Annotated in this window: 21 protein-coding genes; 3 read left to right on the top strand and 18 right to left on the bottom strand. The window is 59.2% G+C overall.

From position 1 onward, the window contains the following. Window positions 1–30: 30 nt before the first annotated feature. Both FJU30_RS16075 and FJU30_RS16070 read right to left on the bottom strand, forming a co-directional pair. Window positions 31–1035, bottom strand: coding sequence for a substrate-binding domain-containing protein (locus FJU30_RS16075; RefSeq protein WP_150435993.1), 1005 nt, complete (start codon window positions 1033–1035; stop codon window positions 31–33). 209 nt (window positions 1036–1244) lie between these two features. After that, window positions 1245–2054, bottom strand: a complete 810-nt coding sequence (locus tag FJU30_RS16070; protein ID WP_150435992.1) for a DeoR/GlpR family DNA-binding transcription regulator — start codon at window positions 2052–2054, stop codon at window positions 1245–1247. Between the two features lie 582 nt (window positions 2055–2636). Between FJU30_RS16070 and araD the strand changes: the two genes are divergently transcribed. After that, window positions 2637–3332 (top strand): L-ribulose-5-phosphate 4-epimerase, encoded by a 696-nt coding sequence (araD, locus tag FJU30_RS16065; RefSeq protein WP_150435991.1) that lies wholly within the window; start codon window positions 2637–2639, stop codon window positions 3330–3332. 32 nt (window positions 3333–3364) lie between these two features. Here araD and yjiA read toward each other — a convergent pair whose 3' ends face one another. The 16 genes from yjiA to FJU30_RS15985 form a co-directional block, all read right to left on the bottom strand. After that, window positions 3365–4327: a GTPase gene (gene yjiA, locus FJU30_RS16060; protein ID WP_150435990.1), complete on the bottom strand. Its 963-nt coding sequence runs from the start codon at window positions 4325–4327 to the stop codon at window positions 3365–3367. Between the two features lie 18 nt (window positions 4328–4345). Then, window positions 4346–4549: a YbdD/YjiX family protein gene (locus FJU30_RS16055; RefSeq protein WP_150435989.1), complete on the bottom strand. Its 204-nt coding sequence runs from the start codon at window positions 4547–4549 to the stop codon at window positions 4346–4348. 142 nt (window positions 4550–4691) lie between these two features. Further along, a complete protein-coding gene (locus tag FJU30_RS16050) occupies window positions 4692–6845 on the bottom strand; it encodes a carbon starvation CstA family protein (RefSeq protein ID WP_150435988.1) in 2154 nt (717 codons plus the stop codon). Window positions 6846–7317: 472 nt separating this feature from the next. Next, a complete protein-coding gene (locus tag FJU30_RS16045; RefSeq protein WP_150435987.1) occupies window positions 7318–8667 on the bottom strand; it encodes an aminotransferase class III-fold pyridoxal phosphate-dependent enzyme in 1350 nt (449 codons plus the stop codon). 36 nt (window positions 8668–8703) lie between these two features. Next, complete coding sequence (locus FJU30_RS16040) at window positions 8704–10143, bottom strand: APC family permease (protein WP_150435986.1); 1440 nt, start codon at window positions 10141–10143, stop codon at window positions 8704–8706. Window positions 10144–10223: 80 nt separating this feature from the next. Continuing rightward, window positions 10224–11186 (bottom strand): helix-turn-helix domain-containing protein, encoded by a 963-nt coding sequence (locus tag FJU30_RS16035; RefSeq protein WP_150435985.1) that lies wholly within the window; start codon window positions 11184–11186, stop codon window positions 10224–10226. A gap of 246 nt (window positions 11187–11432) precedes the next feature. Next, on the bottom strand, window positions 11433–12344 hold the full coding sequence (locus FJU30_RS16030; RefSeq protein ID WP_150435984.1) for an EamA family transporter: 912 nt from the start codon (window positions 12342–12344) through the stop codon (window positions 11433–11435). 602 nt (window positions 12345–12946) lie between these two features. After that, window positions 12947–14236: a Zn-dependent hydrolase gene (locus tag FJU30_RS16025; protein ID WP_150435983.1), complete on the bottom strand. Its 1290-nt coding sequence runs from the start codon at window positions 14234–14236 to the stop codon at window positions 12947–12949. 119 nt (window positions 14237–14355) lie between these two features. Next, the gene (gene hydA / locus FJU30_RS16020) at window positions 14356–15810 is read right to left on the bottom strand and encodes a dihydropyrimidinase (protein ID WP_223881612.1); all 1455 of its coding nucleotides are present in this window, start codon (window positions 15808–15810) and stop codon (window positions 14356–14358) included. A gap of 61 nt (window positions 15811–15871) precedes the next feature. Continuing rightward, complete coding sequence (preA, locus tag FJU30_RS16015; protein ID WP_150435982.1) at window positions 15872–17176, bottom strand: NAD-dependent dihydropyrimidine dehydrogenase subunit PreA; 1305 nt, start codon at window positions 17174–17176, stop codon at window positions 15872–15874. After that, window positions 17169–18587, bottom strand: coding sequence for an NAD(P)-dependent oxidoreductase (locus tag FJU30_RS16010; protein WP_150435981.1), 1419 nt, complete (start codon window positions 18585–18587; stop codon window positions 17169–17171). The genes preA and FJU30_RS16010 overlap by 8 nt, the downstream gene beginning before the upstream one ends. Before the next feature lie 396 nt (window positions 18588–18983). After that, the gene (locus FJU30_RS16005; protein WP_150435980.1) at window positions 18984–19628 is read right to left on the bottom strand and encodes a TetR/AcrR family transcriptional regulator; all 645 of its coding nucleotides are present in this window, start codon (window positions 19626–19628) and stop codon (window positions 18984–18986) included. A 169-nt stretch (window positions 19629–19797) separates the two neighbouring features. Beyond that, complete coding sequence (locus FJU30_RS16000; protein WP_150435979.1) at window positions 19798–20811, bottom strand: ABC transporter substrate-binding protein; 1014 nt, start codon at window positions 20809–20811, stop codon at window positions 19798–19800. Window positions 20812–20931: 120 nt separating this feature from the next. Then, the gene (locus FJU30_RS15995) at window positions 20932–22029 is read right to left on the bottom strand and encodes an ABC transporter permease (protein WP_150435978.1); all 1098 of its coding nucleotides are present in this window, start codon (window positions 22027–22029) and stop codon (window positions 20932–20934) included. Next, the gene (locus FJU30_RS15990; RefSeq protein WP_150435977.1) at window positions 22029–22910 is read right to left on the bottom strand and encodes an ABC transporter permease; all 882 of its coding nucleotides are present in this window, start codon (window positions 22908–22910) and stop codon (window positions 22029–22031) included. Before FJU30_RS15990 ends, FJU30_RS15995 begins: the two co-directional genes overlap by 1 nt. After that, window positions 22900–23679, bottom strand: coding sequence for an ABC transporter ATP-binding protein (locus FJU30_RS15985; RefSeq protein WP_150435976.1), 780 nt, complete (start codon window positions 23677–23679; stop codon window positions 22900–22902). The genes FJU30_RS15990 and FJU30_RS15985 overlap by 11 nt, the downstream gene beginning before the upstream one ends. Before the next feature lie 508 nt (window positions 23680–24187). Here FJU30_RS15985 and FJU30_RS15980 point away from each other — a divergent pair. Further along, entirely contained in the window at window positions 24188–24946 is a 759-nt protein-coding gene (locus FJU30_RS15980; protein WP_150435975.1) for an SDR family NAD(P)-dependent oxidoreductase, read from the top strand. A gap of 376 nt (window positions 24947–25322) precedes the next feature. Continuing rightward, on the top strand, window positions 25323–25577 hold the full coding sequence (locus FJU30_RS15975; RefSeq protein ID WP_150435974.1) for a hypothetical protein: 255 nt from the start codon (window positions 25323–25325) through the stop codon (window positions 25575–25577). Window positions 25578–26077: the final 500 nt, after the last annotated feature.

The following is a 26077-nucleotide window of genomic DNA, read 5'->3' as shown; positions in this document are numbered from 1 at the left end:
CGGGGCGCGCTGGCCCCGGCCGGCCGGTCGTTACAGACCGAGTTTCACCAGGCGTTTGGTATTCTCGACATCCAGTTTTTCCGGGTTATCGCTCAAAATAGTATTGCCCTTGATCGAAATGGTGCCCATATCTCCCAGCTTCACGCCGTTTTCGATCGGATCGCCGTTCATCATCGCCGTGGCGACCTGAACGAAGACCTTGCCGGCAGTCATCGGATTGGAAATATAGCCGCCGTCGATAGCGGCCTTTTCCAGCAGCCGGATGCCCTGGCCAGGGGTAAAGGTGCCGAACACGCAGGTGCTGTCGTTCTTTTTGCGTTTATCCACGGCGCGGCCGGCGCCGATCGGTCCCTGCGATCCAAAAGACATGATCCCCTTCAGATCCCGGTGTTTCGACAGCAGATCGTTGGCGGTGCGCATAGAATCATCAACCGACTCCGCCACGCCGAAACGATCCTCGACCAGCGTCATCTTCGGGTAGTGCGCCTTCTGCCAGGCGATCGCGGCGTCGGCCCATTCATTGACCAACGGCACCGTCAGGCTGCCGACAAACATCGCGTATTTGCCCTCTTCCCCCATGCACGCCGCCATATCTTTCATATGGTTGGCGCCCATGCTTTGGGTGTCCAGCAGCTCGAAGTCCCAGTCGGCGTTGGTCTGAGCCGGCGATTCATGGGTGATCACCTTAATACCGGCTTCCTGAGCGCGCTTCAGTACCGGCTCCAGCACTTTGGCGTCATTCGGCACCACGCCGATCACATCGACTTTTTTGGCGATCAGATCTTCGATGGCGCGCACCTGCTCCGCAGGATCGGGCGTGGTCGGCCCAACCTGCCAGGCATTCACGCCCAGCGCTTTGCCTTCCTCTTTAATTCCCTGTTCCATCACGTTGAACCAGGGTATGCCGCCTACTTTCACCACCACCCCCATGGTGAAGGGCTTATTCGCTTTCTGGGGCACGCTGGCCTCTTCGGCCCATGCGGCGCCGCTGGCGAGCAGGGTAGTAATCAGGCAGGATAACGTTAGCTTTTTCATTATTAGACCCTTAGTGTTTATCCCCTTAATCTTTCAGACCGCATCCCTTCATCCGCCAGCCTGCCGGTATACCGGCATCCGTAGGGTAAAAATAAACCGGCGTCCCGCAGCCTGAAATCTATGGGGTATTTATAAAAAACATTATTTTTGTAAAAATAGTATCGGTAGTTATTATCGTTATATCATCGGCTATTGCCGCCTAATTCTCACTATCGGTTCGCCTCAATAATTTTCAGCGACGGATTATCGTTATGATATTTTTTCGACAGCAATTCATTCGTAATCAGAATATCCACTTCATCCAACATGCATATTTTACAAAAGGCATACTGTTCAAACTTACTCGCGTCAGCCAGCAATATTTTCTTCTCCGACACCTGCAACATAACTTGCTTTAATTTAGCATTGATCTCGTTGCCGTCCCGTACGCCGTTTTCCTGATTTAAGCCCTGACAGGAAAAAAAGAAAGTATTGATTTGAAAATTCCTGATTGCGTTTTCCGCCACCGGGCCATGGAAGTCATCATGCCGTTCCGAATATTCGCCGCCGACGCCGATAATACGCACCCGGCCGCGACAAGCCAGCGCCTGAATAATTTTGACGGAATTGGTGACCACGGTGATTTCCATGTCCGGTATCTGACGCGCCAGGAACCAGCAGGTGCTGCTGTTATCAAGCAGAATACAGTCGCCAGGCTGCACGAATTGCAGGGCGGATTTAGCAATTTTCATTTTATTATCAGGATGTTCTTCCGTTCTTTTGCGAAAGGATTCGGCGCGGTCGACGCCAGTATGACCGTAATCTTCGCCGGCCGCCTCGAACGACAACGGCGCCGGCGCGTCCAGCGCCACGGCGCCGCCAAAACTACGGATTAGCTTCCTGTTTTTTTCCAGCACGGTGAGGTCGCGCCGGATAGTTTCGGGCGATACCTGACACATCACCGATAATTCAGCCACCAGCGCGGAACCCTGCTGTTGTACGTGCGTACAGATCATTCTATAACGTTCCGCCTGCAGCATATTATCCCTCGCCCAAAAACCATAAAATTACATACTGTTATCCTGATGTTTTTTTATTTTTTTAAAAGTGACTGAACGCAAGTATTATCTTCGGCGCCGGGCGACGACTATTTTATGTGATAAAAATCTCATTTTATAATGCAATAAATTATTACTTGCACTTTTTAATAAGATAAATATCACAATATTTTATCGCCTCGCTCAACTGGTCGGTCATCTATGGAGATAAATGGGCTAAATCGGGCATCACAATAATGACCATTTATGCCCGTTTATGACTATTTTAGCCCGAACACGCCCTGTCACTCAGCCTGCCGGCTTTAATCCCGCGCTTAATAACGTTAATTTCATTACCGGGATAACGCGGCGCGCCGATAAAACCGTTATGACGTCAATGGGTGGCTGATGCGCTCATTTATTAACGTTTCGGTCGTCAATTTATTCTGTGAATAATTCGGCCTGCGGAAACACGACATGGCCGGATATTTCCCGGCGCGACGGAGTGAACGATAAGTTTTTCGCCAGCAGGCTTAAACGCCGCAAGCGACGGTTCCGGTAAAATTATAATCTGCGAGGTATATTATGTTGCAGGCATTAAAACAGCAGGTTTTTGAAGCCAACCTGTTATTACCTAAATACCATTTAGTCACCTTCACCTGGGGAAACGTCAGCGCTATCGATCGGCAAAACGGCGTGATGGTGATTAAACCGTCCGGCGTCGATTACCGCAGCATGACCGTGGACGATATGGTGGTGGTCGATATCGACACCGGGCGGATAGTGGAAGGCGACAAAAAACCATCGTCCGATACCGATACCCATCGGGTGCTGTACCGTGAATTCCCGCAGATTGGCGGCGTGGTGCATACCCATTCGCGCCATGCCACCGTCTGGGCGCAGGCCGGCGAACCCCTCAGCGCCATCGGCACCACCCACGCCGACTATTTTTATGGGCCAATTCCCTGCACCCGCCCCATGACCGACGAGGAAATCAACGGCGACTACGAGTACGAAACCGGTCGGGTGATTGCGGAAACCTTCGCCCGGCAGGGCATCAGCCCCGACGAGATCCCGGCGGTGCTGGTCAATTCGCACGGGCCTTTCGTCTGGGGCAGCGATGCCGACAACGCCGTGCACAATGCGGTGGTGCTGGAAGAAATCGCCTACATGAACCTGTTTACCCGGCTGCTGCGGCCGCAGACCGCGGCGATGCAGCCCTCGTTGCTGGATAAGCACTATCTGCGCAAGCACGGTAAACATGCCTATTACGGGCAATAACCTGCGCCCGGCCGCATCCGTCCGACGGCGGGCTAGTCGCCCAGGCGGGAAAAACCGTCGCGAATCGCCTGCTCCGGCAGGTCGCGGCCGATAAACACCATGACGCTCTTCCGCTCTTCGTCGGCGCGCCATTCCCTGTCCCAGTCGGCGTTATACAACCGCTGTACGCCCTGGAACAGCAGGCGGCGCGCTTCGTCTTTAATCGCCAGAATGCCCTTGTAACGCAGGAGATTATCCGCGTACTGCAGCAGCAGGTTTTCCATCAGATCGGACAGCGCCGCCAGTTCCGCCGGCTGGTCCAGATACACGACGATCGACTGCACATCATTTTGCGCCGGGGCGATAAAACGGAACACCGGGCTGGCGACGGTCAGTTTGTCGTTCAGCATAAAACCGTCAATGTTGAACAACAGGCTTAAATCAATCGCGCCGTGCTGCACGGCATAGACGGGCGCCCGCGCATTAATACGCTGCAGGCGCTGGATCAGGGCCTCGTCCTCGCCGGCAATATCGGTTTTACTCAGCAGGATGCGATCGGCATAACCAATCTGCGACTGCGCGATGGTGAACTGGTCCAGTTGCTGCCAGGCGTGCACCGCGTCCACCAGCGTGATAATGCCGTCCAGCAGAAAGCGCTGACAGAGAATCTCATGGGAAAAAAAAGTTTGCGCCACCGGACCGGGATCGGCCATGCCGGTGCATTCAATCACGACGCGGTCGAAATCCAGCGCGCCGCTATCGACGCCGTCGATCAAGTCCAGCAGCGCGTCGGCCAGTTCGTTCGCCTGACTGCAGCAGATGCAGCCGTTGCTCAGCGTGGTGATCTGACTCGCCCGCTCGCCAATCAGCGCGTCATCGATCGCCACCTCGCCGAACTCGTTTTCAATCACGGCGATTTTATAGCCGTGGTCGGCATTGAGGATATGCCGCAGCAGAGTGGTTTTACCCGCGCCTAAAAAACCGGTCAGAATCGTGACGCTAATAGGTTGAGTCATAGTTGCTCCGGAAATTGACTAACAGCAACGCATCCCGCCTTTGCCGTCACCGCCATAACGCGCCTGCTGACGCTCACGGAAAAATTCTTTATAGCTCATCATCGGCTTATCAGGATGATTGGTCTGCATATGCTGTACGTAGGTGTCATAGTCGGGAATGCCGACCAGCATACGCGCCGCCTGGCCCAGATATTTGCCCGCCTGTCCCAAATTGCCAAACATAATGACCTCCTGCCGGGAAAAAACGCGAATTTGCCGACAACGTCGCCGGTGAGCCCGGAATAGCCGGGCGAAGAGGGTTTATCAACAACGTGACCCCGTATAACGTTTATACATTATACGGGGTATTCAGGATATCGTCCGCTTAGTGCCCGGAAGATACTTTCACGCCGCCCTCCGGCACCGGAACATAAGGCATTTCCTTGTCCGTACAGTTGGGATCACGGCGCGCGTCCAGCGCGATTTTCACGCCGTAGGCGATGATGCTGTAGACCACAATCAGGAACAGGATACTCAAACCGGCATTGGTGTAGTTATTGATGACGATATGATTCATATTGCTGATTTGCTGCGCCGTCAGTTCCGCGCCGCCTTCAGCGATTTTCTGTTTGTACACGCTGGCCTGGTAGAGGAATCCTTCCAGTTGCGGGTTGTCGCTGAACAGCTTGAGGCCCAACGCCCAGGTGGTGCAAATCAGCAGCCACACCGCCGGCACCAGCGTCACCCAGATATACTGCGTGCGTTTCATCTTAATCAGCACCACGGTCGCCAGCACCAGCGCCACGGCGGCCAGCATCTGGTTGGAGATACCGAATAGCGGCCACAGACTCTTCACGCCGCCCAGCGGATCCACCACGCCCTGATAGAGCAGATAACCCCACAGGCCCACGCAGCCGGCCGTGCCGATAATACCGGCTACCAGCGAGTCGGTTTTCTTCAGGAACGGCACGAAGTTACCGAGCAGATCCTGCAGCATGAAACGACCGGAACGCGTGCCGGCATCCAGCGCGGTCAGGATAAACAGCGCTTCGAACAGGATACCGAAGTGATACCAGAACCCCATGTTCGCGCCCGGAATGATTTGGTGGAACACATGGGCAATCCCCACCGCCAGCGTCGGCGCGCCGCCGGCTCGGTTCAGGACGGAAGGCTCGCCGATATCTTTCGCCGTCTGCAGAATTTGCTCGGGGGAAATCACAAAGCCCCAGGAGCTGACCGTCATGGCGGCGTGCGCCGACACCTCGCGCAACTGCGCCATAATCGCCGGACCATCGGCGGTGCCCAGATTGTGCAGGTCAGGCATGGTGATGCCCAGCGCGGCGGGCGGAGTATTCATCGCGAAATACAGACCGGGTTCGATAATGGACGCCGCCACCAGCGCCATAATGGCGACGAATGACTCCATCAACATGGCGCCGTAGCCAATAAAGCGAGCATCCCCTTCGCTGGCCAGCAGTTTCGGCGTAGTGCCGGACGCGATCAGCGCGTGGAAGCCCGAAACGGCGCCGCAGGCGATGGTGATAAACAGGAACGGGAACAGCGTGCCTTTCCACACCGGGCCGGTGCCGTCGACAAACTGCGTCACCGCCGGCATTTTCAGATCCGGGTTCAGAATCACAATACCGATCGCCAGGCCGACGATCACGCCGATTTTCAGGAAGGTCGCCAGATAGTCGCGCGGCGCCAGGATCAGCCACACCGGCAGCAGCGCGGAAACAAAGGCATAGCCAATCAGCGTGAAGGTGATGGTGGTATCTTTAAAGGTTAACGCCGGGCCCCAGTACGGGTCGTGCGCGATCACGCCGCCGAACCAGATCGCCAGCACCAGCAGCACGATGCCGATAACCGAGACTTCGCCCACCCGACCTGGGCGGATAAAGCGCATATAGATACCCATAAACAGCGCAATCGGCACCGTCGAACAGACGGTAAACACGCCCCACGGGCTTTCCGCCAGCGCTTTGACCACAATCAGCGCCAGCACCGCCAGAATAATAATCATGATTAAGAAACAGCCGAACAGCGCGATCGTTCCCGGCACCGGCCCCAGCTCTTTCTTGACGATTTCGCCCAGCGAAGCGCCGTTGCGGCGCGTGGAAAGGAACAGCACCATGAAGTCCTGCACCGCGCCGGCCAGCACCACCCCGGCCAGCAGCCACAGCGTGCCCGGCAGATAGCCGACCTGCGCCGCCAGCACCGGCCCGACCAGCGGCCCCGCGCCGGCAATGGCGGCGAAGTGGTGGCCGAACAACACGTTGCGATTGGTCGGAACATAGTTCAGACCGTCGTTATTCACCACGGCCGGCGTCGCGCGCGACGGGTCCAGCTTCATCACTTTCTGCGCGATATACAGGCTGTAATAGCGATAAGCCACCAGATAAACCGCGACGGAGGCCACGATTATCCATAGCGCGCTGACATGCTCGCCCCGGCGTAGCGCCACCACGCCCAGGCAGGCCGCCCCGATGACCCCGAGGGCCACCCAGGGGAGGTGTTTCATAATGGTGTTGCTCTTCATAAGACGTCCTTCATTAACAAGTCATAATTAATGGTTTAAGACTGATTTTTTAACAACCTGAGGCGCGAACGCGCGTTGTCACGTAATGGCTTCGGATAAAAAGGAATGACGTACGAATGTGGGTGGGGCAGGCGATGCGCCAGCGCGCCGGCCGGATTCAGCGGCAAGACAGCGCATCCGGACAAGTTCGCGGGTCACCGAGCTTTGCCGTCAACACCACTGATGGCGGGACATTACGTCAGAAACGGACGAGGCGCCGACCCAATATGCGCGGGCGGCGGAATAGCGTGTTAAGCGGTCAGAATTCCGTACTGAGCGGTTGGCGCAAAAAACGCCGCCGGGAGGGATAGGGGGTCGGTATGAGCATCGCGGCGCCCGGCTTTCTGTCGGCGGCGCGATGCCCGGGCGGTAAAAGAGTTGCAAGACTGGCGTCCGGCCTGGCTAACCGCAGGCGGACACGCGGTGCCGGCGCTTATTTATCCTGCTGCTCAAAAGCGGTTTGCAGCGCGGACACCAATAAATCGCAACCGGCCCTGTCGATCACCAGCGGCGGCGCCAGCACCAGCTTCGGCCCGACCGGGCGCACCACCGCCCCGGCATCGCGCGTCGCCTCCGCAATGCGAAACGCCAGATTATTATCCGGAGCCAGCGAGGAACGCGTCGCTTTATCCTCCACTAAATCAATCGCCACCATTAGCCCTTTGCCGCGCACATCGCCGACAGAGGGGAAACGCTGCGCGAAAGGCTTCAGCTGACCGAGTAAATACTCGCCCATATGGGCCGCGTTGGCGGGCAGATCCTCTTTTTCCACGATATCGAGCACCGCCAGGCCGGCGGCGCAAGCCAGCGGGTGACCGCCGTAGGTGTAGCCGGTCATCAGCATGCCGCGCGCGTCGCGATTCTCCCGCCACGCCGCTTCGACGCGTTGATTCAGGACTGTGGCGGAAAGCGGCACGTAACCGGCGGTCAGCGCTTTGGCGAAGACCATGATATCAGGCTTAACGCCCCAGCCGCGCGAACCAAACATACAGCCGCTGCGGCCAAAACCGGTAACCACTTCATCGGCGATCAGCAGCACGCCGTGACGATCGCACACCTCCCGCACCAGCGGCCAGAAGTTGGCGGGCGGCACAATGACGCCGCCGGCGCCCTGAACCGGTTCGGCGATAAACGCGGCCACCGTCTCCGCGCCGTAGTATAAAATATCGCGCTCCAGCTGCTCGGCGACCAACTGCCCCAACTGCGCCGGGTCGTCGCAGTTCCAGGGATTACGATAGAGCCACGGCGATTCAATCTGACTACAGCCGTCCAACAGCGGGCCGTAGTTCAGGCGATAAATGGGCAAACCGGATACCGAAGTGCCGCCCATATGCACGCCGTGATAGCCGTTTTTCAGCGAAATAAAGCGGGTGCGTTGCGGTTTGCCCTGCAGAATCCAGTACTGACGCGCCGCCTTTAGCGCGGTCTCCACGCCGTCCGAACCGCCCATGCCGTACAGGACGCGGCTCATCTCCTCCTGGCGGGTCATGGCGATGATGCGATCAGCCAGCCGTTCCGCCGCCGGGTGGCTTACGCCGTCAAACAGCTGATAGTAGGCCAGTTCATCCAGCTGTTTATTAATGGCGGCCTTCACCTCCGGCCGGTTATGCCCCACATTGACGCACCACAGGCCGGCAAAGCCATCCAGCATTTTACGGCCCTTGTCGTCCCATACGTACAGGCCGTCGCCCTTAACAATGCGCAGCGGCTCACGGCTGGCGCAGTCATTCGGGTGCGCCATCGGGTGCCAGAAACGATAGGTGTTGTTCTGGTTCTGAGTCATAGCGGTACTCCATAACAGTCGCTGAAAATGAGGGGATTACAGGCTTTCGACGATTTGACCAACGCGCGAATAGCGCTCCGGGTCCAATCGGTGCAGAAAATGAGCGCTCAGGAAGCCGGCGCCGGCGACCAGCAGCAGCAGATAAGGCAGAGAGGCCACCACTGGCGATGAGGACCCGCTCAGGACGTCAAGATTACCGACCACCAGCACCAGCGCGGCGAGCATCCCGGCCGCCGAAATAGCGGGCGCGAACAGCCGACTCCAGCGCGATACCGGCAGCGCGGCGTGGCGCTGAAAGTACAGGATCACCGCAACGGAAACGCTGAACTGCAGCAGCAGTATCGACATACTGCCGAGCGCCGAGGCCCACGAGAACACCTCAGCCATCGGGTCAAGCCGCAGCAGGGCGAACAGCGCCGTGGCGCACAGCATAAAGACGCCCTGCACAAGGCTGGCCACCCAGGGCGTCTGATGGATCGGGTGCGTTTTGGCCATTTTCGCCCATATCAGACCGTCGCGGCCAATGGCGAACAGATAGCGCGCCAGCGTGTTATGGAACGCCTGGGCGGCGGCGAACAGGCTGGTCAGCAGCAGAATGGACATGACATGAATCGCCCAGGCGCCAAGTACGCTCTCCGTGATGCTGAAGATGAAGGCGCCTGGGTCGCGCGCCGCCAGCGCCGCGACGTGATCGTCGCCGGCATACTGCACCAACGCCCAGCCGGTCAGGGCGAAAAACGCCGTAATCAGCGTGACAGCCAGCAGCGTGGCGCGCGGGATGACTTTGCCCGGATTGCGGCACTCCTCCGAGTAAATGGCGGTGGCTTCAAAACCGACGAACGAGCAGATGGCGAAGATCATGGCGATCCCCATACCGTCCTGCAGTATGCCGGACGGGCTGAATGAGCGCAGTTCGAACGGCGCCGGCCGGGCGAGGATGGCGACGTCCAGCAGCAGTACGATCGCCACCTCCAGCAACATCAGGACGCCCAACACCTTACCGCCCAGCTCCACTTTCGCGATGCCGAGCAGGACCACCATCCCTTGCATCGCCAGCGAAAGCAGCCACCAGGGCGGCGCGAACCCAATCTGCGCCTGAAGAAACTGCGAGAAAAAGAAGCCAAACATCGCGGTGACGGCCAGCTGTATCGCCGTGTAGGCCAGCAACGCCACGCCTAAGCCGGCGATGCCGCTGCGCGTGCCCAGCCCCTGGGCGATATAAGCATAAAACGCGCCCGCGTTCACCACATAGCGACTCATCGCAATGAAGCCGAAGCTAAATACGATCAGCAGCATGCCCGCCAGGACATAGACGCCAGGTACGCCGGCGCCATTGCCGGCCATAAAAGCGACGGGCAAACCGCCGACCACGCCGGTCAGCGGCGAAGCGGCGGCGATCACAAAGAAAATCACCGACCACAGGCCAAGGCTGCCTTTCTGCAGTTGATGTTGTTGCCGGGAGTTGCGCTGTGCCATATTTCAGTCCTCTCACTGATGGATCACAGCCAGTCTAGGGAGTCGGCGGACGCCGCCGTTATCGAAATCCGGCAAACCTTTCAGTTGAGTTGACGCATCGCTTTCAGTGTCTGAGAGGGCAATTCACCGAACAGCCGTTTATAATCGACGGTAAATTGCGACAGGTGCCAGAACCCCCATTGTGAGGCGATTTCGCTGATATTGTCGCTTTCATTGCCGGTCACCAGCATCCGTTTCACGCCGTTCAGCCGCATGTGTTTCAGAAAAACCGCCGGACTCTGGCCGGTGACCGTCTCAAAACAGTTCTGCAGCGTGCGGCGCGAGGTGTGCGTCATCAGACACAGCTCATCCACCGTCAGAGGCCCGTCCCGGCTTTCCATCAGAGCCTCCTGCGCCTTAGCGACCACGCGCTGCGCCTTCTGCAGCGACGGTTTGAACCGCTGCGGCTGACCGTTGGCCACCCCGAAGAAAGAGAACGCCAGGTCCCTGACGTCGCTGCCGAACTGGCGCCGGGCCTGACGCTCCGCCAACTGAAGCGGGTGCTCAATCATGCTGTACAGCATGGCGGTCACCTGCTGGCGGATGCGCGACGCCAGCGCGTCGTGTCGCACGGACGACACAGCGTGCGGCAACTCATCAAGGATGTCTGCAATCAGCGGAAACGGGATGCTTAACACCTGCAGAGAGGAATATTCGGGCGTCTGCAGCATTAGCTCGCCGCGGTGCCAGGACCAGGTGACATCCTGCAGCGTCAGGTTTTTGCCCATCCAGCGCGTCTCGCCCGACAGGGCATTAAAGATACCTAAACAGAGCGTGTCCGCGCGCCCTTCTCCGCTCTGGAACACCGACTGCGACAGCCGTTCTTCATAAAACTGCACGCCATCCAGCCACGCTTCTTTGATATTCCCCTCAAAGCGCCCGCGGGAAATCTGGTCATAACGCAATGACCAGCCGGTAATGAGCTGACTGTGCTGAGCAAGTTCCTGAATGTGCGAGGCGCAACGAAAGCCGTTCTGATGGCCGGCATAAGAGCTGAGCTGCATAATCTGTCCTTAGCGGGAGGAAGGGTAATCACAGGCAGCAAAAAACGCGCCATAACCCTATCGAAATCCGGCAGACTTTTATCTTTCCGTTCGGCGAATGGCGGGAATTAATCGCTAAAACAGCGGCGATTTTAGCCGGAACATCGATTAGGCGGCACAACGGCGATGGCGCGCCGGCGCAGCCTGCACCGGAACGGGTGAATTGCTCGTTTTCAAGGCAATACCGGTTGTCCTGGCGTCCGGCATTCAGTGCTGACGCGCCGGCAACCGCGCCAACAGGCGTCCGGCGAACAGATTGACCAGCAACCCCGACATAATGAACAGCGCGCCCGCGATCTGCAGCGCGGACAGCCGCTCGCCCAGCAACAGGGCGGCGCTGATCAACCCGACCACCGGCACCAGCAACGCCAGCGGCGCCACGCGCCAGGTTTCATAACGCGCCAGCAGATCGCCCCAGATGGCGTAACCGAGAATGGTGGCGAGAAACGCCAGATAAAGTAAGGCGCATACCGTGGCGAACCGTATATGGATCAGGCTGGCCACGATGGCCTGCCGCCCTTCGAACAGCCATGAACAGAGCAGGAAAGGCAGGATCGGCACCAGCGCGCCCCACACCACCAACGACATCACGCCGCCGTTGCCGTTGCCGGCCAGAATCACTTTATTGCTGATGTTGCCAAACGCCCAGCACAGCGCCGCGCCCAGCGTCAGCATAAAAGCCAGCGGCGACATGCCCGCAGCCGTGGCGCCCGCCATGCCGCCTTCAGCCAGCAGCAGCATGCCCAGCGTGGCGATCAGCATGCCGGCGATATGGTGCCACCTGAGTTTTTCCGCCAGCAGGCCGGCGCCGATCAGCAGAGTAAAGAACACCTGGCACTGGATCACCAGCGAAGCCAGTCCGGCCGGCATGCCGAGTTTAATCGCGCAGAATAAGAAGCCGAACTGGCCAAAACTCATCGTCATACCGTAGGCCAGCAGCCAGCGCAGCGGAATGGCGGGTCTGGGGAAAAAAAAGATGGCGGGCAAGGCCACCAGGGTGAAGCGCAGCCCCGCCAGCAGAAACGGCGGCATATCGTGCAGGCCGACTTTGATCACCACAAAATTGATGCCCCAGACGAGCACCACACAGAGTGCAAGTAAACGATCTTTTGCCGACATTATCCTTCTCCCTCAAACGGCCACCGCGGGTATCGCCCGTATCGGCAACAATACGGCCAAAGTCTGTGAGCGGATAGACACAGATCGACGCGTTCCTGGGCATAACAGATGGCGAAATTATCGGGGGAAGAAACACCGCAGATCGGACATAACCGCGGCGCGAACTAAAGAGGCCGCCAGGCGCTAAAAAAAGTCTCGGTCCCGTCGGAGATCCATCGAAGGGTATCCACAAAAAATCGCGCAATTGCCTTAGCGGCAGGAACGCCTGTGGGAATGCTCTCAGCAAGAGTATAGATAGACCAAAACGAACAGACTCGTCACGCGCGATGACAGCAGGCAATTGAGGATGAGGCCTGGCGGCGCAACGACCCGCGATCGCCGGCCCGTCAGAAAAACCATCTGGCCGTACAGTCACCCTCTTTTTATTTGATGATGACATAGATATGTTTGAGCGGCAGCTGCGGCGTTAGCCGGATGCGCGCCCGGCAGGGACGAAGTGCCCCGCGGGCGCCTCATCGCTGAATTCCCCGTCGTGTCGCTTAAATCATCGACGCGCCGCCGGCATGAACCGGGAGGCGCGGGAAGGCTGAATGGCCGGCGCGTTAAGCGCCGCGACCCGCCACGCCGGCGGTTTCCAGCACCGCATGCAGCAGCACGTTGGCGCCGGCGGTAACCTGCTGCGGCGATGAGTATTCGATCTCATTGTGACTGATGCCGTCTTTACACGGGATAAAGATCATACCGGTCGGCGCCAGCCCGGACATATACACCGCGTCGTGTCCGGCGCCGGAGACGATATCCATACTGGAATAGCCGAGCGTATCGGCCGCGCGGCGCACCGCCTCTTTGCAGTCCGGGTGGAACGGCGCCGCCGGATACTGCGACACCTGGGTCAGCTGAATATCCAGCCCGGTTTCCGCACTCAGTTCGGCCAGGTACGTCTTCAGCGCCGCATCCATCTCGTCCACCAATTCATCGGTCAGGTTACGGAAATCAATGGAGAACTTCACGCTGCCCGGCACCACGTTACGGCTGTTGGGATGCACCTGCACCATACCGACCGTACCGCGACCGTGCGGCGCAAAGCGATCGGCAATGGCGATCACCTCCTGCATGACCCGGGTGGCGACCTGCAGCGCATCCTTACGCAGCGCCATCGGCGTCGGCCCGGCGTGCGACTCCATCCCGGTCACCACGCAGTCATACCAGCGAATTCCCAGCACCGCCTGCACCACGCCGATTTCCACGTTCTGATCTTCCAGAATCGGCCCCTGCTCGATATGCGCTTCAAAGTAGGCGCCGATCGGATGATCGCCCGGCGTCTGCGGACCGGCATAACCGATTTTCTCCAGTTCGTCCTGCACGCTTTTGCCGTCCACATCCTGCGCGGCATAGGCGTGCTCTATCGGAAAGATGCCGGCAAACACGCCGGAGCCCATCATCACCGGCACAAAACGCGAGCCTTCCTCGTTGGTCCAGAACACCATTTCCACCGGCGCGTCGGTTTCAATCTTGTTATCGTTCAGCGTGCGGATCACTTCCAGCGCGGACAGCACGCCGAAGTTGCCGTCGAACTTGCCGCCGGTCGGCTGGGTATCGATATGGCTGCCCGCCACCACCGGCGGCAGGGCGTTATTGCGTCCGGCGCGGCGCATAAATACGTTGCCGATTTTATCGATCTCAACCGACAGTCCGGCGGCTTTGCCCCAGCCCACCACCAGATCGCGTCCCTGACGATCCAAATCCGTTAAGGTCAACCGGCAGACGCCACCTTTAGGCGTGGCGCCGATCGTCGCCAGATCCATTAGCGACTGCCACAGGCGTTCGCCGTCAATACGCAGGTCGGTAATGTCAGTCTTCGTTTTGGTTGCGGATAACACTTCGCTGTTCATAACAGATTTCCTCATGGCTGGAGTAAAGTCACCTTCTTACTCGCGGTTATATCCGTCATCTTTCAGGCTGCGGGCCGGTTGACGCCGCGCGGCGTGAAATCGGGTGGGTATTGTTCGACTCAACGCGATACGGCCGTGGGCGCCAGCAGACTCTGGCGCAGGGCCACGGCGCTGAAGTCCGCGTTAAAGGCCGGCCGTTTGATATAACGGCCGGCGCCCGACTGCGCGCGCAGATCGCCATCCGCCCACACCACGACGCCCTGACTGACGGTGTAAGTCGGAATGCCGCGTACCGTACGGCCTTCAAACACGTTGAAGTCATTTTTCGAGTGGTGCGTTTTAGCCGACAGCGTCTTGCTGCCTTTGGGGTCCCAGACCACCAGATCGGCGTCGGAGCCCACCGCGACGCGGCCTTTACGCGGGTAGATATTAAACAGGCGCGCGGTATTGGCGGAGGTAATCGCGACGAATTCGCTCGGCGTCAGGCGCCCGCTGTTCACCCCTGCGTCCCAGATAACCGCCAGACGTTCTTCCACGCCGCCGCAGCCGTTAGGGATTTTGGTGAAATTGTCGAGACCCGCGCCCTTCTGGCTGGCGCAGAAAGTACAGTGGTCGGTCGCGGTGGTGTGCAACTGGCCGGACTGCAGCCCGCGCCATAGCGCTTCCTGGTGCGCCTTCGCGCGGAACGGCGGGCTCATGACGTGCGCCGCGGCCTTCGCGGCGTCCGTATCGCGATACACGCTATCGTCGACGACCAGGTGGCCGGCCAACACTTCGCCGTACACCCGTTGGCCGCGCGCCCTGGCGCGGGCGATGGCGTCGGCCGATTCCTGGCAGGAGACGTGCACCACATAAATCGGCACGCCCAATACGTTGGCGATCGAGATGGCGCGGCTCGCCGCTTCGCCTTCCACTTCCGGCGGACGCGACAGCGGGTGCCCTTCCGGTCCGGAGATGCCGCGTTTCAGCATCTCCTGCTGCAGCAGATATACCATCTCGCCGTTTTCCGCGTGGACGGTCGGCATCGCGCCCAGCTCCAGCGCGCGACGAAAGCTGTTCATCAGCGTTTCGTCATCGCACATGATGGCGTTTTTGTAGGCCATAAAGTGCTTGAAGCTGTTGACGCCCTCTTCCCGCACCAGCGTGCCCATATCCCGATGCACGCTTTCGTCCCACCAGGTAATGGCGACGTGGAAACTGTAGTCGGAGGCCGCTTTTTCCGCCCAGCCGCGCCAGTCGCGGTAGGCCTCCATCAGCGGTTGCTGCGGATTGGGGATGACGAAATCAATAATGGTGGTGGTACCGCCGGCCAGCCCCGCGGCCGTGCCGCTGTAGAAGTCATCGACCGTGACCGTCCCCATAAAAGGGAAGTTCATGTGGGTATGCGGATCGATACCGCCCGGCATTACATACTGCCCGCCCGCATCGATCACCTCCGTACCGGCGGGCGCCTCGCGGGCGGCGTCTTCGCCGACGGCCACGATAATGCCGTCGGCGCACAGGACATCGGCGCGAAACGCCCGATCGGCGTTAACCACCGTACCGCCTTTAATTAACAGGTTACGACTCATCATTTTCCCCTCATTTTGCTGGTAATGACCGCCGGGCGGCCCGCCATGAATTAGCCGGAAACGCTCAGACCGTGGTCGCCATCGGGTTATTCGGGTGCGTGGTCCAGTTGGCGTATTCGCCGCTCGCCACCTTGCCAGTGCGCCGATCCACTTCGCCCGGCTGCAGGCTGCGCATGGAAATGCAGTTTTCCACCGGACAGATGGAAACGCACAGGTTGCAGCCCACGCAGTCTTCTTCTTTTACCTCAAAATGGCGCTCGCCCTCTTTCATACTGGTGATCGCCTGATGCGAGGTATCCTCGCAGGCCAGGTGGCAGCGTCCGCACTTAATGCACAGATCCTGATCGATGACCGCTTTATCAATGTGATTGAGATTAAGGTAGCGCCAGTCGCTGACCGTGCCGACGGCGCGGCCGCGGAAATCGTCCAGCGTGCGGTAACCCTGCTCATCCATAAAGTTGGACAGGCCGCTTACCATGTCGCGCACAATCTGAAAACCGTGCACCATCACCGCGGTGCAAACCTGTACCGTACCGCAGCCCAGCGAAATGAACTCCGCGGCGTCGCGCCAGGTGGAAATACCGCCGATGCCGGAGATGGGCATAGCGCGCGTCGGTTCGTCGCGGGCGATTTCCGCCACCATATTCAGAGCAATGGGCTTAACGGCCGGACCGCAGTAACCGCCGTGCGATCCCTTGCCGTCGGTATTGGGATGCATCGTCATCCGTTCCAGATCGACGCCCATGATGGAGTTAATGGTATTAATCAGCGATACCGCATCCGCGCCGCCTTGCAGTGCGGCGCGCGCCGGATAGCGGATGTCGTTGACGTTCGGCGTCAGCTTGACGATCACCGGCAGGCTGCAATACTGCTTGCACCAGCGCGTCACCATTTCGATATATTCCGGCACCTGACCGACCGCCGCGCCCATGCCGCGCTCGCTCATACCGTGCGGGCAGCCGAAATTCAGCTCGATGCCGTCCGCCCCGGTCTGCTCGACCAGCGGCAGAATACTCTTCCAGGCGTCCTCCTCGCAGGGCACCATGATGGAGACCACCACCGCCCGATCGGGCCAGTTGCGCTTCACGCGCGCGATCTCTTCCAGGTTGATATCCAGAGAACGGTCGGTGATCAGCTCGATATTATTGAGGCCGATGATGCGGCGATCGGTGGTGCGCAGCGTGCTGTAACGCGGACCGTTGACGTTGACCACGTGCGGATCCTGCCCCAGCGTTTTCCACACCACCCCGCCCCAGCCGGCTTCGAACGCCCGCACCACGTTGTATTCTTTATCCGTCGGCGGCGCAGAAGCCAGCCAGAAAGGATTCGGGCTTTTAATGCCCAAAAAATTACTGCTGAGATCAGCCATGTAAATACTCCTGCTCGCTCATTGAAGGTTTACCGTTCGCCGACCGGCCGGCGCCGGGGCGCAGCAGCGCATCGATCGATTTCGCCGCCGCCTTGCCCTGACGCACCGCGTCCACCGTCAGATCCAGACCGTCGGCGCAGCAGTCGCCGCCCGCCCAGACGCCGGCCAGCGAAGTGCGGCCCTGCTCATCGGTGACGATGCGGCCGCCCTTCAGCGCGACCGACTCGCCGGTCAGGCTGGCGTCGTAGGTCTGGCCGATCGCCTTCAGCACCATATCGGCCGGCAGGGTAAAGGTTTCGCCGCTGGCCGCCAGCGAACCCGCCTGCGGCTGCATGACCGCAAAAGTGACCGACGTGACCCGACCGTCTGCGCCGTGAATAGCCTGCGGCGCCGCCCAGTGACGGATCGTGACGCCGTTGGATTTGGCCCACTCCTGCTCATGAGGCGAGGCTTTCATCGCTTCCGCGCCGCGGCGATACACCATCGCAACTTCGCGAGCGCCCAGCTTTTTCGCCTGTACCGCCGCATCGACGGCCGTCATGCCGCCGCCGATCACCACCACGCTGCGACCGATGGCCACCTCGCGCGGATGCGACGCCTGACGCAGTTCGGCAATGAAATCGACCGCTTCGCGCACCCCCGCCAGCGGCGGTTCGTCGATGCCCAGCGCATTGACGCCGCCCAGCCCCATGCCGAGGAACAGCGCGTCATAGTCGGCGCGCAGCGTATCCAGCGCGATATCGCGCCCCAGCCGCTGATTCAGCCGCAGTTCAATACCGCCGATCGACAGCAACCAGGCGATTTCGCGCTGAGCGAAGTCGTCGGTGGTTTTGTAGCTCGCCAGCCCGTATTCGTTCAGGCCGCCCGGCTTCTCTTGCGCGTCGAACACCACCACGCGATGTCCCTGGCGCGCAAGATAATGCGCCACGGTTAAACCCGCCGGGCCGGCGCCGACCACCGCCACTTTTTTGCCGGTGGGCATGGCGCGGTTAAATAACGGCTGACCCGGGCTGGAAAGATAGGCGTCCGTGGCATAACGCTGCAGCAGGCCGATCTGCACCGGCTTGCCGTCCTGCTGATTGCGCACGCAGGACTGTTCGCACAGGGTTTCGGTGGGACAAACGCGCGCGCACATGCCGCCCAGCACGTTTTCGCTCAGAATAGCCTCGGCCGCCCCGCGCACGTTGTCCTGCGCGATACGGTGAATAAAGCTCGGCACATCAATATCCGCCGGACAGGAGCGGGTGCAGGGCGCGTCGTAGCAGTAGTAGCAACGCTCCGCCTCAATTACCGCCTGAACCTTGCTCAACGGCGGGGCGCTGTCGCTGAAATGACTGTCGTATACCGCGTCGCTCAGCCGCGCGGACTGAATGCCCGGCGTATCGATACCAACCGGTAATTCGCTTTTCATGCGGCATACTCCTTCATCTGGTCAACATCAGGGTCTCGAGGGCAAAGCACCAACGGCCTGCCTGTAACGCCTTGCTTTCGATGGCTCATAGTGGTTCTCCCGCTAACGTCGGATAAGGAAAGGACGGTGGCGCCACGCCTTGCAAAAATCCTGACCAAATAGTTAAGTTTCCTGACTAACCATGCGATTTATGTGCCATTTTTTAAAAAACGACAATACTCATAAAAAACAAGATGTTACCCAAACTGGATTTTTCACGTTTACGGATGTTATGTCTCTTTTCGGTGCACATTGCCCCACGATTGACGACAATGCCGCCCAATTCCGGATTCACAGCCGCGACGGGAAGAACAAAATGAGGGAGAAACAGGCGGAAGATCAGCGGGGGTTAACGGCTCAGGCGGCCTCCAGCCCGCAAATTCGGAAAACGCTGTTCAGCACATGATCGATCGCGCGCTGCCGCGCTGCCGGCGCATTGGCTTCGTCGCCCAGCACCGCGGCGATCTGGATATCGAAATCGGCGTAGGTTTGCGTCATCGCCCAGATCGAGAAAAAGAAATGTTTGCTGTCCACCGGCCGCAGCAGCCCCTGCGCAATCCAGCCGTCCACCACCGCCGCTTTACTGGCCACCAGATCGTGCAGATGCGTCTTCAGCAATTCATGCACCATTGGCGCGCCCTGCAGAATTTCGTTGGCGAACAGCTTTGAAGCATACGGCCGTTCAAAGGTCAGCCGCATTTTTTGCCGCACGTATTGGTCAATCGCCGCACGCGGATCGGCCTGTGGATAAAAGTGTTCCAGCGGCGCCAGCCAGTCGCGCAGAATATCGTCCAGCACCCGTAAATACAGATTCTGTTTGTTGCCGAAGTAATAATGCAGGTTGGGCTTCGGCAGATTCGCCTCTTCGGCGATCAACGCCATGGTGGTGCCTTTAAAACCAAAGCGCGCGAAAACGCGCTCCGCCGCCAGCAGAATATTCGCCTCGTTATCGAGCCGGATACGGCCTTTGGCCGGCTCATCGACTAATGTATTCGCCAACATTTTTTCTCCTTCCTCCGTTTTGCTTCGCCCGCCGGCCGGACCTTGCCCGGCGCGGCCGCTTCACGGCGGGCCGCCGCGCCTCGCTTTTTCTCATCATCTCCGCCGCTGCCCGCCGATAAGGCGGGAAAGACGGACGCGAACGGCGCGGACGACCGTCGATTATCCGGCGTTACCTGGCGGCCGCTTCCCAGACCACGTGGGTCATCGCGGCCTCGCCCGGATCTTTCTTGATGACCGAGGCCCCGCCGCCGCTCAGCAAGACGTCCACCGTACGGCGGTAAGCGGCGGGATCCAGATAACCGATTTTCGGCGTGTTGGCGTTAGTGATCAGTTTGGCGACGTTTTCCATCTGCCGCTGCTGCACTTCTACCGTCGCGGAGCCGGACGAATCCTCATTCACCACGATTTCCGCGGCTTCGGCCGGGTTGTTCACCGCCTCGTTCCAGCCTCTATAGGTCGCCTTCAGGAATTTCGCCATTTTGGCGACGAAAGCCGGATCTTTCAGGCTGGAATCCAGCACGTACAGCCCGTCTTCCAGCGTGGAAACGCCCTGGTCCTCATACGGGAACGAAATCAAATCGTCCGCCTTCATGCCGGCGTCGATCAGCTGCCAGTACTCGTTATAGTTCATGGTGGAAATGCAGGCGGCCTGATTCTGCAGCAGCGGGTCGACGTTAAAGCCCTGTTTCAGCACTTTGATGTCCGTATCAGGCTTATAGCCCAGTTTATGCATCCAGTTAAAGAACGGATACTCATTGCCGCCAAACCAGACGCCCAGCGTTTTACCTTTTAAATCCGCCGGCGTTTTAATCCCGGTCGATTTACGGCAGGTCAGCATCATGCCCGAGCGGTCAAAGATCTGCGCGATGTTCACCAGCGCCACCCCGGACTCGCGCGCCGCCAGCGCATCCGGCATCCAGTTCACGATCACGTCCGCCGATTTGCCGGCGATCACCTGTACCGGAGAGATATCGGTCCCGCCTGGTTTAATAGTGACATCCAGCCCGGCCTCCTTGTAATAGCCTTTTGCCTGCGCCACGTAGTAGCCCGCGAACTGCGCCTGAGGCAACCATTTAAGCTGCAGAGTGACTTTTTCTGCGGCATACGCGCCGGCGGTCAGCGACAGGGCCAGCGTCGTGGCGGCCGCGATCAGGCATTTGCGAAAAGCGGAACGATTTCTCATCTGAGTATCCTCGGGTTTTTAAAGTGGAACACACAACGACGTTTATCAGTGACGGATGATCTCTTTACCCGTTCAGGCCGCGGGCGGCCCGCAACAGAGCGGTTCTTGTTACCCAACAGACTATGACGCCCCGCGCACAGAGGGATGCCAGAAGTTAACCTTTCTTTCCAGCCGCACCAGCAGCGCATAGCACAGCGACCCGACCACCGAGGCGACCACAATCGCCGCCCACACGATAGACATATGCATGCGCGCCGCCTCGGTGGAAATACGAAAGCCCAGTCCGGCCGTCGGTGAGCCGAAATACTCGGCAACGATCGCGCTAATCAGCGCCAGCGCGGCGTTAACCTTCAGCGCGCCGAAGATAAAGGGCAGCGCCGCGGGTATGCGCAGCACCCACAGCGTCTTGCGCGGCGTGGCGGCATAGCAATACATCAGCTCGCGCTCCAGTTTGCCGCTGGCCTGCAGTCCCGCCAGAGTGCTGACCAGCGCGGGAAAGAAGGTCACCAGTACAATCACCGCCGCCTTCGAAGGCCAGTCAAAACCAAACCACATCACCGCGATCGGCGCGACGCCCACCAGCGGGATCGTACTGGTCAGGTTGGCCAGCGGCAGCAGACCGCGCTGCAGGAACGGCATGCGATCGATCAGAATGCCCACCGCGATCCCCATGCCGCTGCCCAGCAGATAACCCACCAGCACCGACTTCAGCACCGTCTGCACGAAGTCGCCGGTCAACAGCCCGGCGTTGTCATACAGCGCACGCACAATATCGAGCGGCGCCGGCAGCAGCACCTGCGGCACCGCGAACACCGTCACCAGCAGTTGCCAGAAATACAGCACCCAGAGACCGAACAGCGTCGCCACGGCGCCGTCGGGCAACCGCCTGGCGCGGCTATTCGCCAGACGCTGCACGCTATGGCAGGCCAGCAGCGCCAGCGCCATCAGCGCCAGCCAGTACAGGGCGTTCGCCTGCGCCATCGTTTCGCCGCGCATCAGCAGTCCGGCGCTCGCCGCCACCGGCAGCATCAACAGGCCCAGATACCAAAGCGACAGACAGGGATACAAGGCCATCAGCAACGCGCACAGCAACAACGCGTCGAGGATTAGAATCGGTACGCCGCCCCTGCCGGCGTCGGGAATCAGTTGCGCAAACCCCATCAATACCAGGATCAACGCCACCAGCAGGCCCAGACGGCCCGGAACATATTTACGCATCAGCGTGCCCCCTTACGACGTGTCATGAGCGCGTATTCAGTCAGGCTGACCAGCGCGGTCAACAACAGGCCGAGCAAAGACGCCATCACTAACGCCGACCAGATCTGAATGGTATTGCCGTAGTAGGAGCCGGTCAGCAGACGGGCGCCCAGCCCCGCCTGCGCCCCGGTCGGCAACTCCGCCACCATGGTGCCCACCAGCCCGCTGGCGATTGCCACGCGGAAGGCCGGGAAAAGATAAGGCAGCGCGGAAGGCAGCCTGACCATCCAGAAGGTATCGATGCGGGTGGCGGCATAGGTATGAATGAGCTCCATCTCCAGCCTCGGCGGCGAACGCAGCCCCTGCACGGTAGCGATCGTCACCGGGAAAAAGCACAGGTACATCGCGATAGTGGCCTTCGGCAGCATGCCGGTGATACCGAGACTGCCGAGAATAATCAGCACGATCGGCGCAATCGCCAGCACCGGCACCGTTTGCGACGCCACGATCCACGGCAGCAGCGCCTTATCCAGCGTGCGTGAATGCACGATGCAGATCGCCAGCAGCAGACCGAGCGCCACCCCCATGGCGAAGCCGGTCAGCGCCGCGCTGGCCGTCACCCAGGTATGCAGCAATAAATTGCGCGGCGAGGTCAGCGGCCATTTGCTCAGACTGGTCCAGATATCCGCCGCGATCTGATGCGGCAGCGGCAATATCGGCCGCGACATATTCATCGTGGCGCCGACCAGATCGCGCCAGCCCCAGGCGCCGCCCGGCGCGAGGGTGCGATCAATCGCCCCCGGCGCATTCAGGCCGATGGCCAGCAGATACCAGAACAGGATCGCCACCGCCATCACCACCGCGATCGGCAGAGCCCGGTAGCGTAAAGAGTTAATGTTCATGATGCCCCTCGACCAGCGCTTCCCGCACTTCCTGGGCCAGGCGAATAAATTCGGGGGAATCACGCAGCGACAGGTCCCGCTCCGCCGGCAGCGGGGAATCGATGACTTTGACGATGCGGCCGGGCCGCGGCGACATAATGACGATCCGGGTGGACAAGTAGACCGCCTCGGAAATGGAATGCGTGACAAACACCATGGTGCGCTGTTCGTTGTACCACAGCTGCTGCAGTTGCTGGTTCAGGTTGTCGCGCGTCAGTTCATCCAGCGCGCCGAACGGTTCGTCCATCATCAGTATTTTGGGTTCGAAACCCAGCGCGCGAGCGATCGATGCACGCTGCTGCATACCGCCGGACAGCTGCCACGGGTATTTTTTTTCGAAGCCGCTCAGACCGACGCGCGCCAGTTGCTCGCGGGCGATCTCTTCGCAGCGCCCCGGCATTTTGCCCTGAATCTGCAGCGGCAGCATGACGTTGGCCAGCACGGTACGCCACGGCAGCAGCACCGGCGCCTGAAACACGTAGCCGTAGGCGCGCGCCTGACGCGCTTCCGAGGGCGTCATCTCATTGACCTGCACCTCGCCCGAGGTGATGGGCTCCAGATCGGCAATCACCCTCAACAGCGTGGTTTTGCCGCAGCCGGAAGGACCAATGAAAGAAACGAACTCCCCCTGACGAATGGTCAGATTAATATCCTTCAGCGCGTGAACCGGCCGATCGGCGGCGGGATAGACGACGTTAGCATCGCGCACAACGATTGCCGGTCTGGCCATTGTCTCTGTCGTCGTTGCGAGGGATGGTTTATCTGCATACATTAGTTGGCTCATAACGGTATCCATCCTGACAATTTCTGACTATCTGGTTAGGTTTCTGTTTAACCAGATGCCAATTCCATGCCAACGTTTTCGTTAACCACCAACCCTACGCTTCACATGGATATTGAGTCCTGCAGCGAGCGGAAAAAGAGCGCAGGTGGTGCAAACCGGCGGGCATTTGCTTCTATCTGGAGCAATGTCATAGCGAAAACCTATGTCCGGCGGACGTCGCGCAGCCGACGCGCTAATAATAGAGAAACATCACACCGCCACGACGTTCTCCTCCGGCCGCCTGCAAATAAGATGCAGATTACCGCGCGCCACCCACCGCTTGTCCCATGCATTCTGCGTAACTGGCCCTGTCAGGGATCTTTTTCACTCCGTAAAGTGGGAAAACCGGGCGGGCGTCATCCTGCCAGCACGACTTTTCAATACCGTTTTATCAAATTTAAGCGAGGCGTTTTCAATGCAAAATATTGTGTTTATCACCGGGGCGACTTCCGGCTTTGGTCATGCAGCAGCGCACCATTTTGCAGCCCAGGGCTGGTCGCTGGTTCTCACCGGCCGCCGGGAAGAACGGCTGAAAGCCCTGTCGGACGAGCTGTCGGCCAAAGTGCCGGTTCACTATGCCGCGCTGGACGTACGCGATGCCGACGCCGTAAAACAAGTGGTCGCCGCGCTGCCGGAAGCGTTCCGGGCGGTAAAAACGCTGGTGAATAACGCCGGCCTGGCCCTGTCGCCGTACCCGGCGCAGAAGGTCGAACTGGAAGACTGGCACACGATGATCGACACCAACGTCACCGGACTGGTTAACGTGACGCACGCGCTGCTGCCGACGCTGATCGCCACCGGCAAAGGCGCCAGTATCATCAATATCGGTTCGATCGCCGGCCAGTGGCCCTACCCCGGCAGCCACGTTTACGGCGCCTCAAAAGCCTTTGTAAAACAGTTCAGCTATAACCTGCGCTGCGACCTGCAGGGCACCGGCGTCCGGGTGACCGATCTGGCGCCGGGCATCGCCGAAACAGAATTTACGCTGGTGAGAACCAAAGGCGACCAGGCCGCATCGGATAAACTGTACCAGGGCACCACGCCGTTGAGCGCTGAAGATATCGCCGAGCAGATCTACGTTGTCGCGACGCTGCCCGACCATATGAACATCAACCGCATCGAAATCATGCCGGTACGCCAGGCGTGGTCGGCTTTCGCCATCGATCGCGACTAACGCGCCGCAAGCCGCTGAATGGTCACTGCGCCAGTGGCCGTTCAGATTTCCATCCCCTTCTGCATCGCATCATTCCCTTGCCGGCTCGAAAACCTGTTCCGTGTTCGTCATCGCCTCCCGCATGCGAATCGGGACGCGCCGGCAAGATATGCCGCCAGCTCATCGCCGTCGCGGGCGCCCGGGAACCCCATCGAAAAAACGCCGGCAAACGGACGCCGACGGTGAATTCCTGTCCGCCCGGGTTTTTGCTACATTAACGGGCGATTGCCGCCCCCCGGCGCGCGCTGTCCGCTGCGGACCGGCACAAATGCCGCAGCGTGCGCCGGCGGAGAGCGACAAAAAACGGATCTGGCGCATAAACAACACTGGAGCAGCAATGGAAAGTGAAGAGATGGCCGAGATGCAGAAAAAACTGCGGGGCACCGCCAGCATGAAGCGCTGGTTTTTTATTGGCGGCGCCGCAGCGGCCCTGTCAGGACTGCTGGATTACGCCACCTCCCCTTCGGGCGAGCCGTACCTGTTTTTTCAGATCCTGCTGGCCGTCGGGTGTATTGGATACGGCGTATTCCTGTCGTCGCGGATCGCGAAAATGAAAGCGGAACTGGCGCGGAGGCACGACGCAGACGCATAAGGGCGCGCCCCGCGGATGGCGGATGGCCGCCTGCGGAATGATGACCGGTCGCCGTCATACGCGGTTTTACAAAAATGGGCGGTATGCCATTAGCGAAAGAAATGCATTTATTGATCCACCTTTGTATAAACCAGGCCAGCGTGGCCTTATTTATTCGGCAGCGTTGGGGTGATTCAGGACACGCGTCGGGAAAAATGGACAAAACGCGGCTGCCCAGAGAAGGGCCGAATAATTGGCCGCCGGCGGCGCGCTTGTATGCTGAACGTGTGGCGGCCACGCCTGATTACTTTATTAATATAATACTATTATTAAATAAATAACTCGTTTATTCAGCCTTGATTTATTTTAATTAAAAAATGTCGTTTTAAGTTATTTATAATCTACTTGTCGCTTGGTTCACAATTCTTTAATCCATTTATTAAAAATGGTTATCTTTCACTTTCCCTCGTGTTACCTTGTCCGCAACAATAAAATCATCTCTGTTTTACTTTAACCATTTC

This window comes from Affinibrenneria salicis (assembly GCF_008710095.1).
Note: the sequence above shows the minus strand (reverse complement) of the source record. Positions and strands in the feature narration are given on the sequence as shown.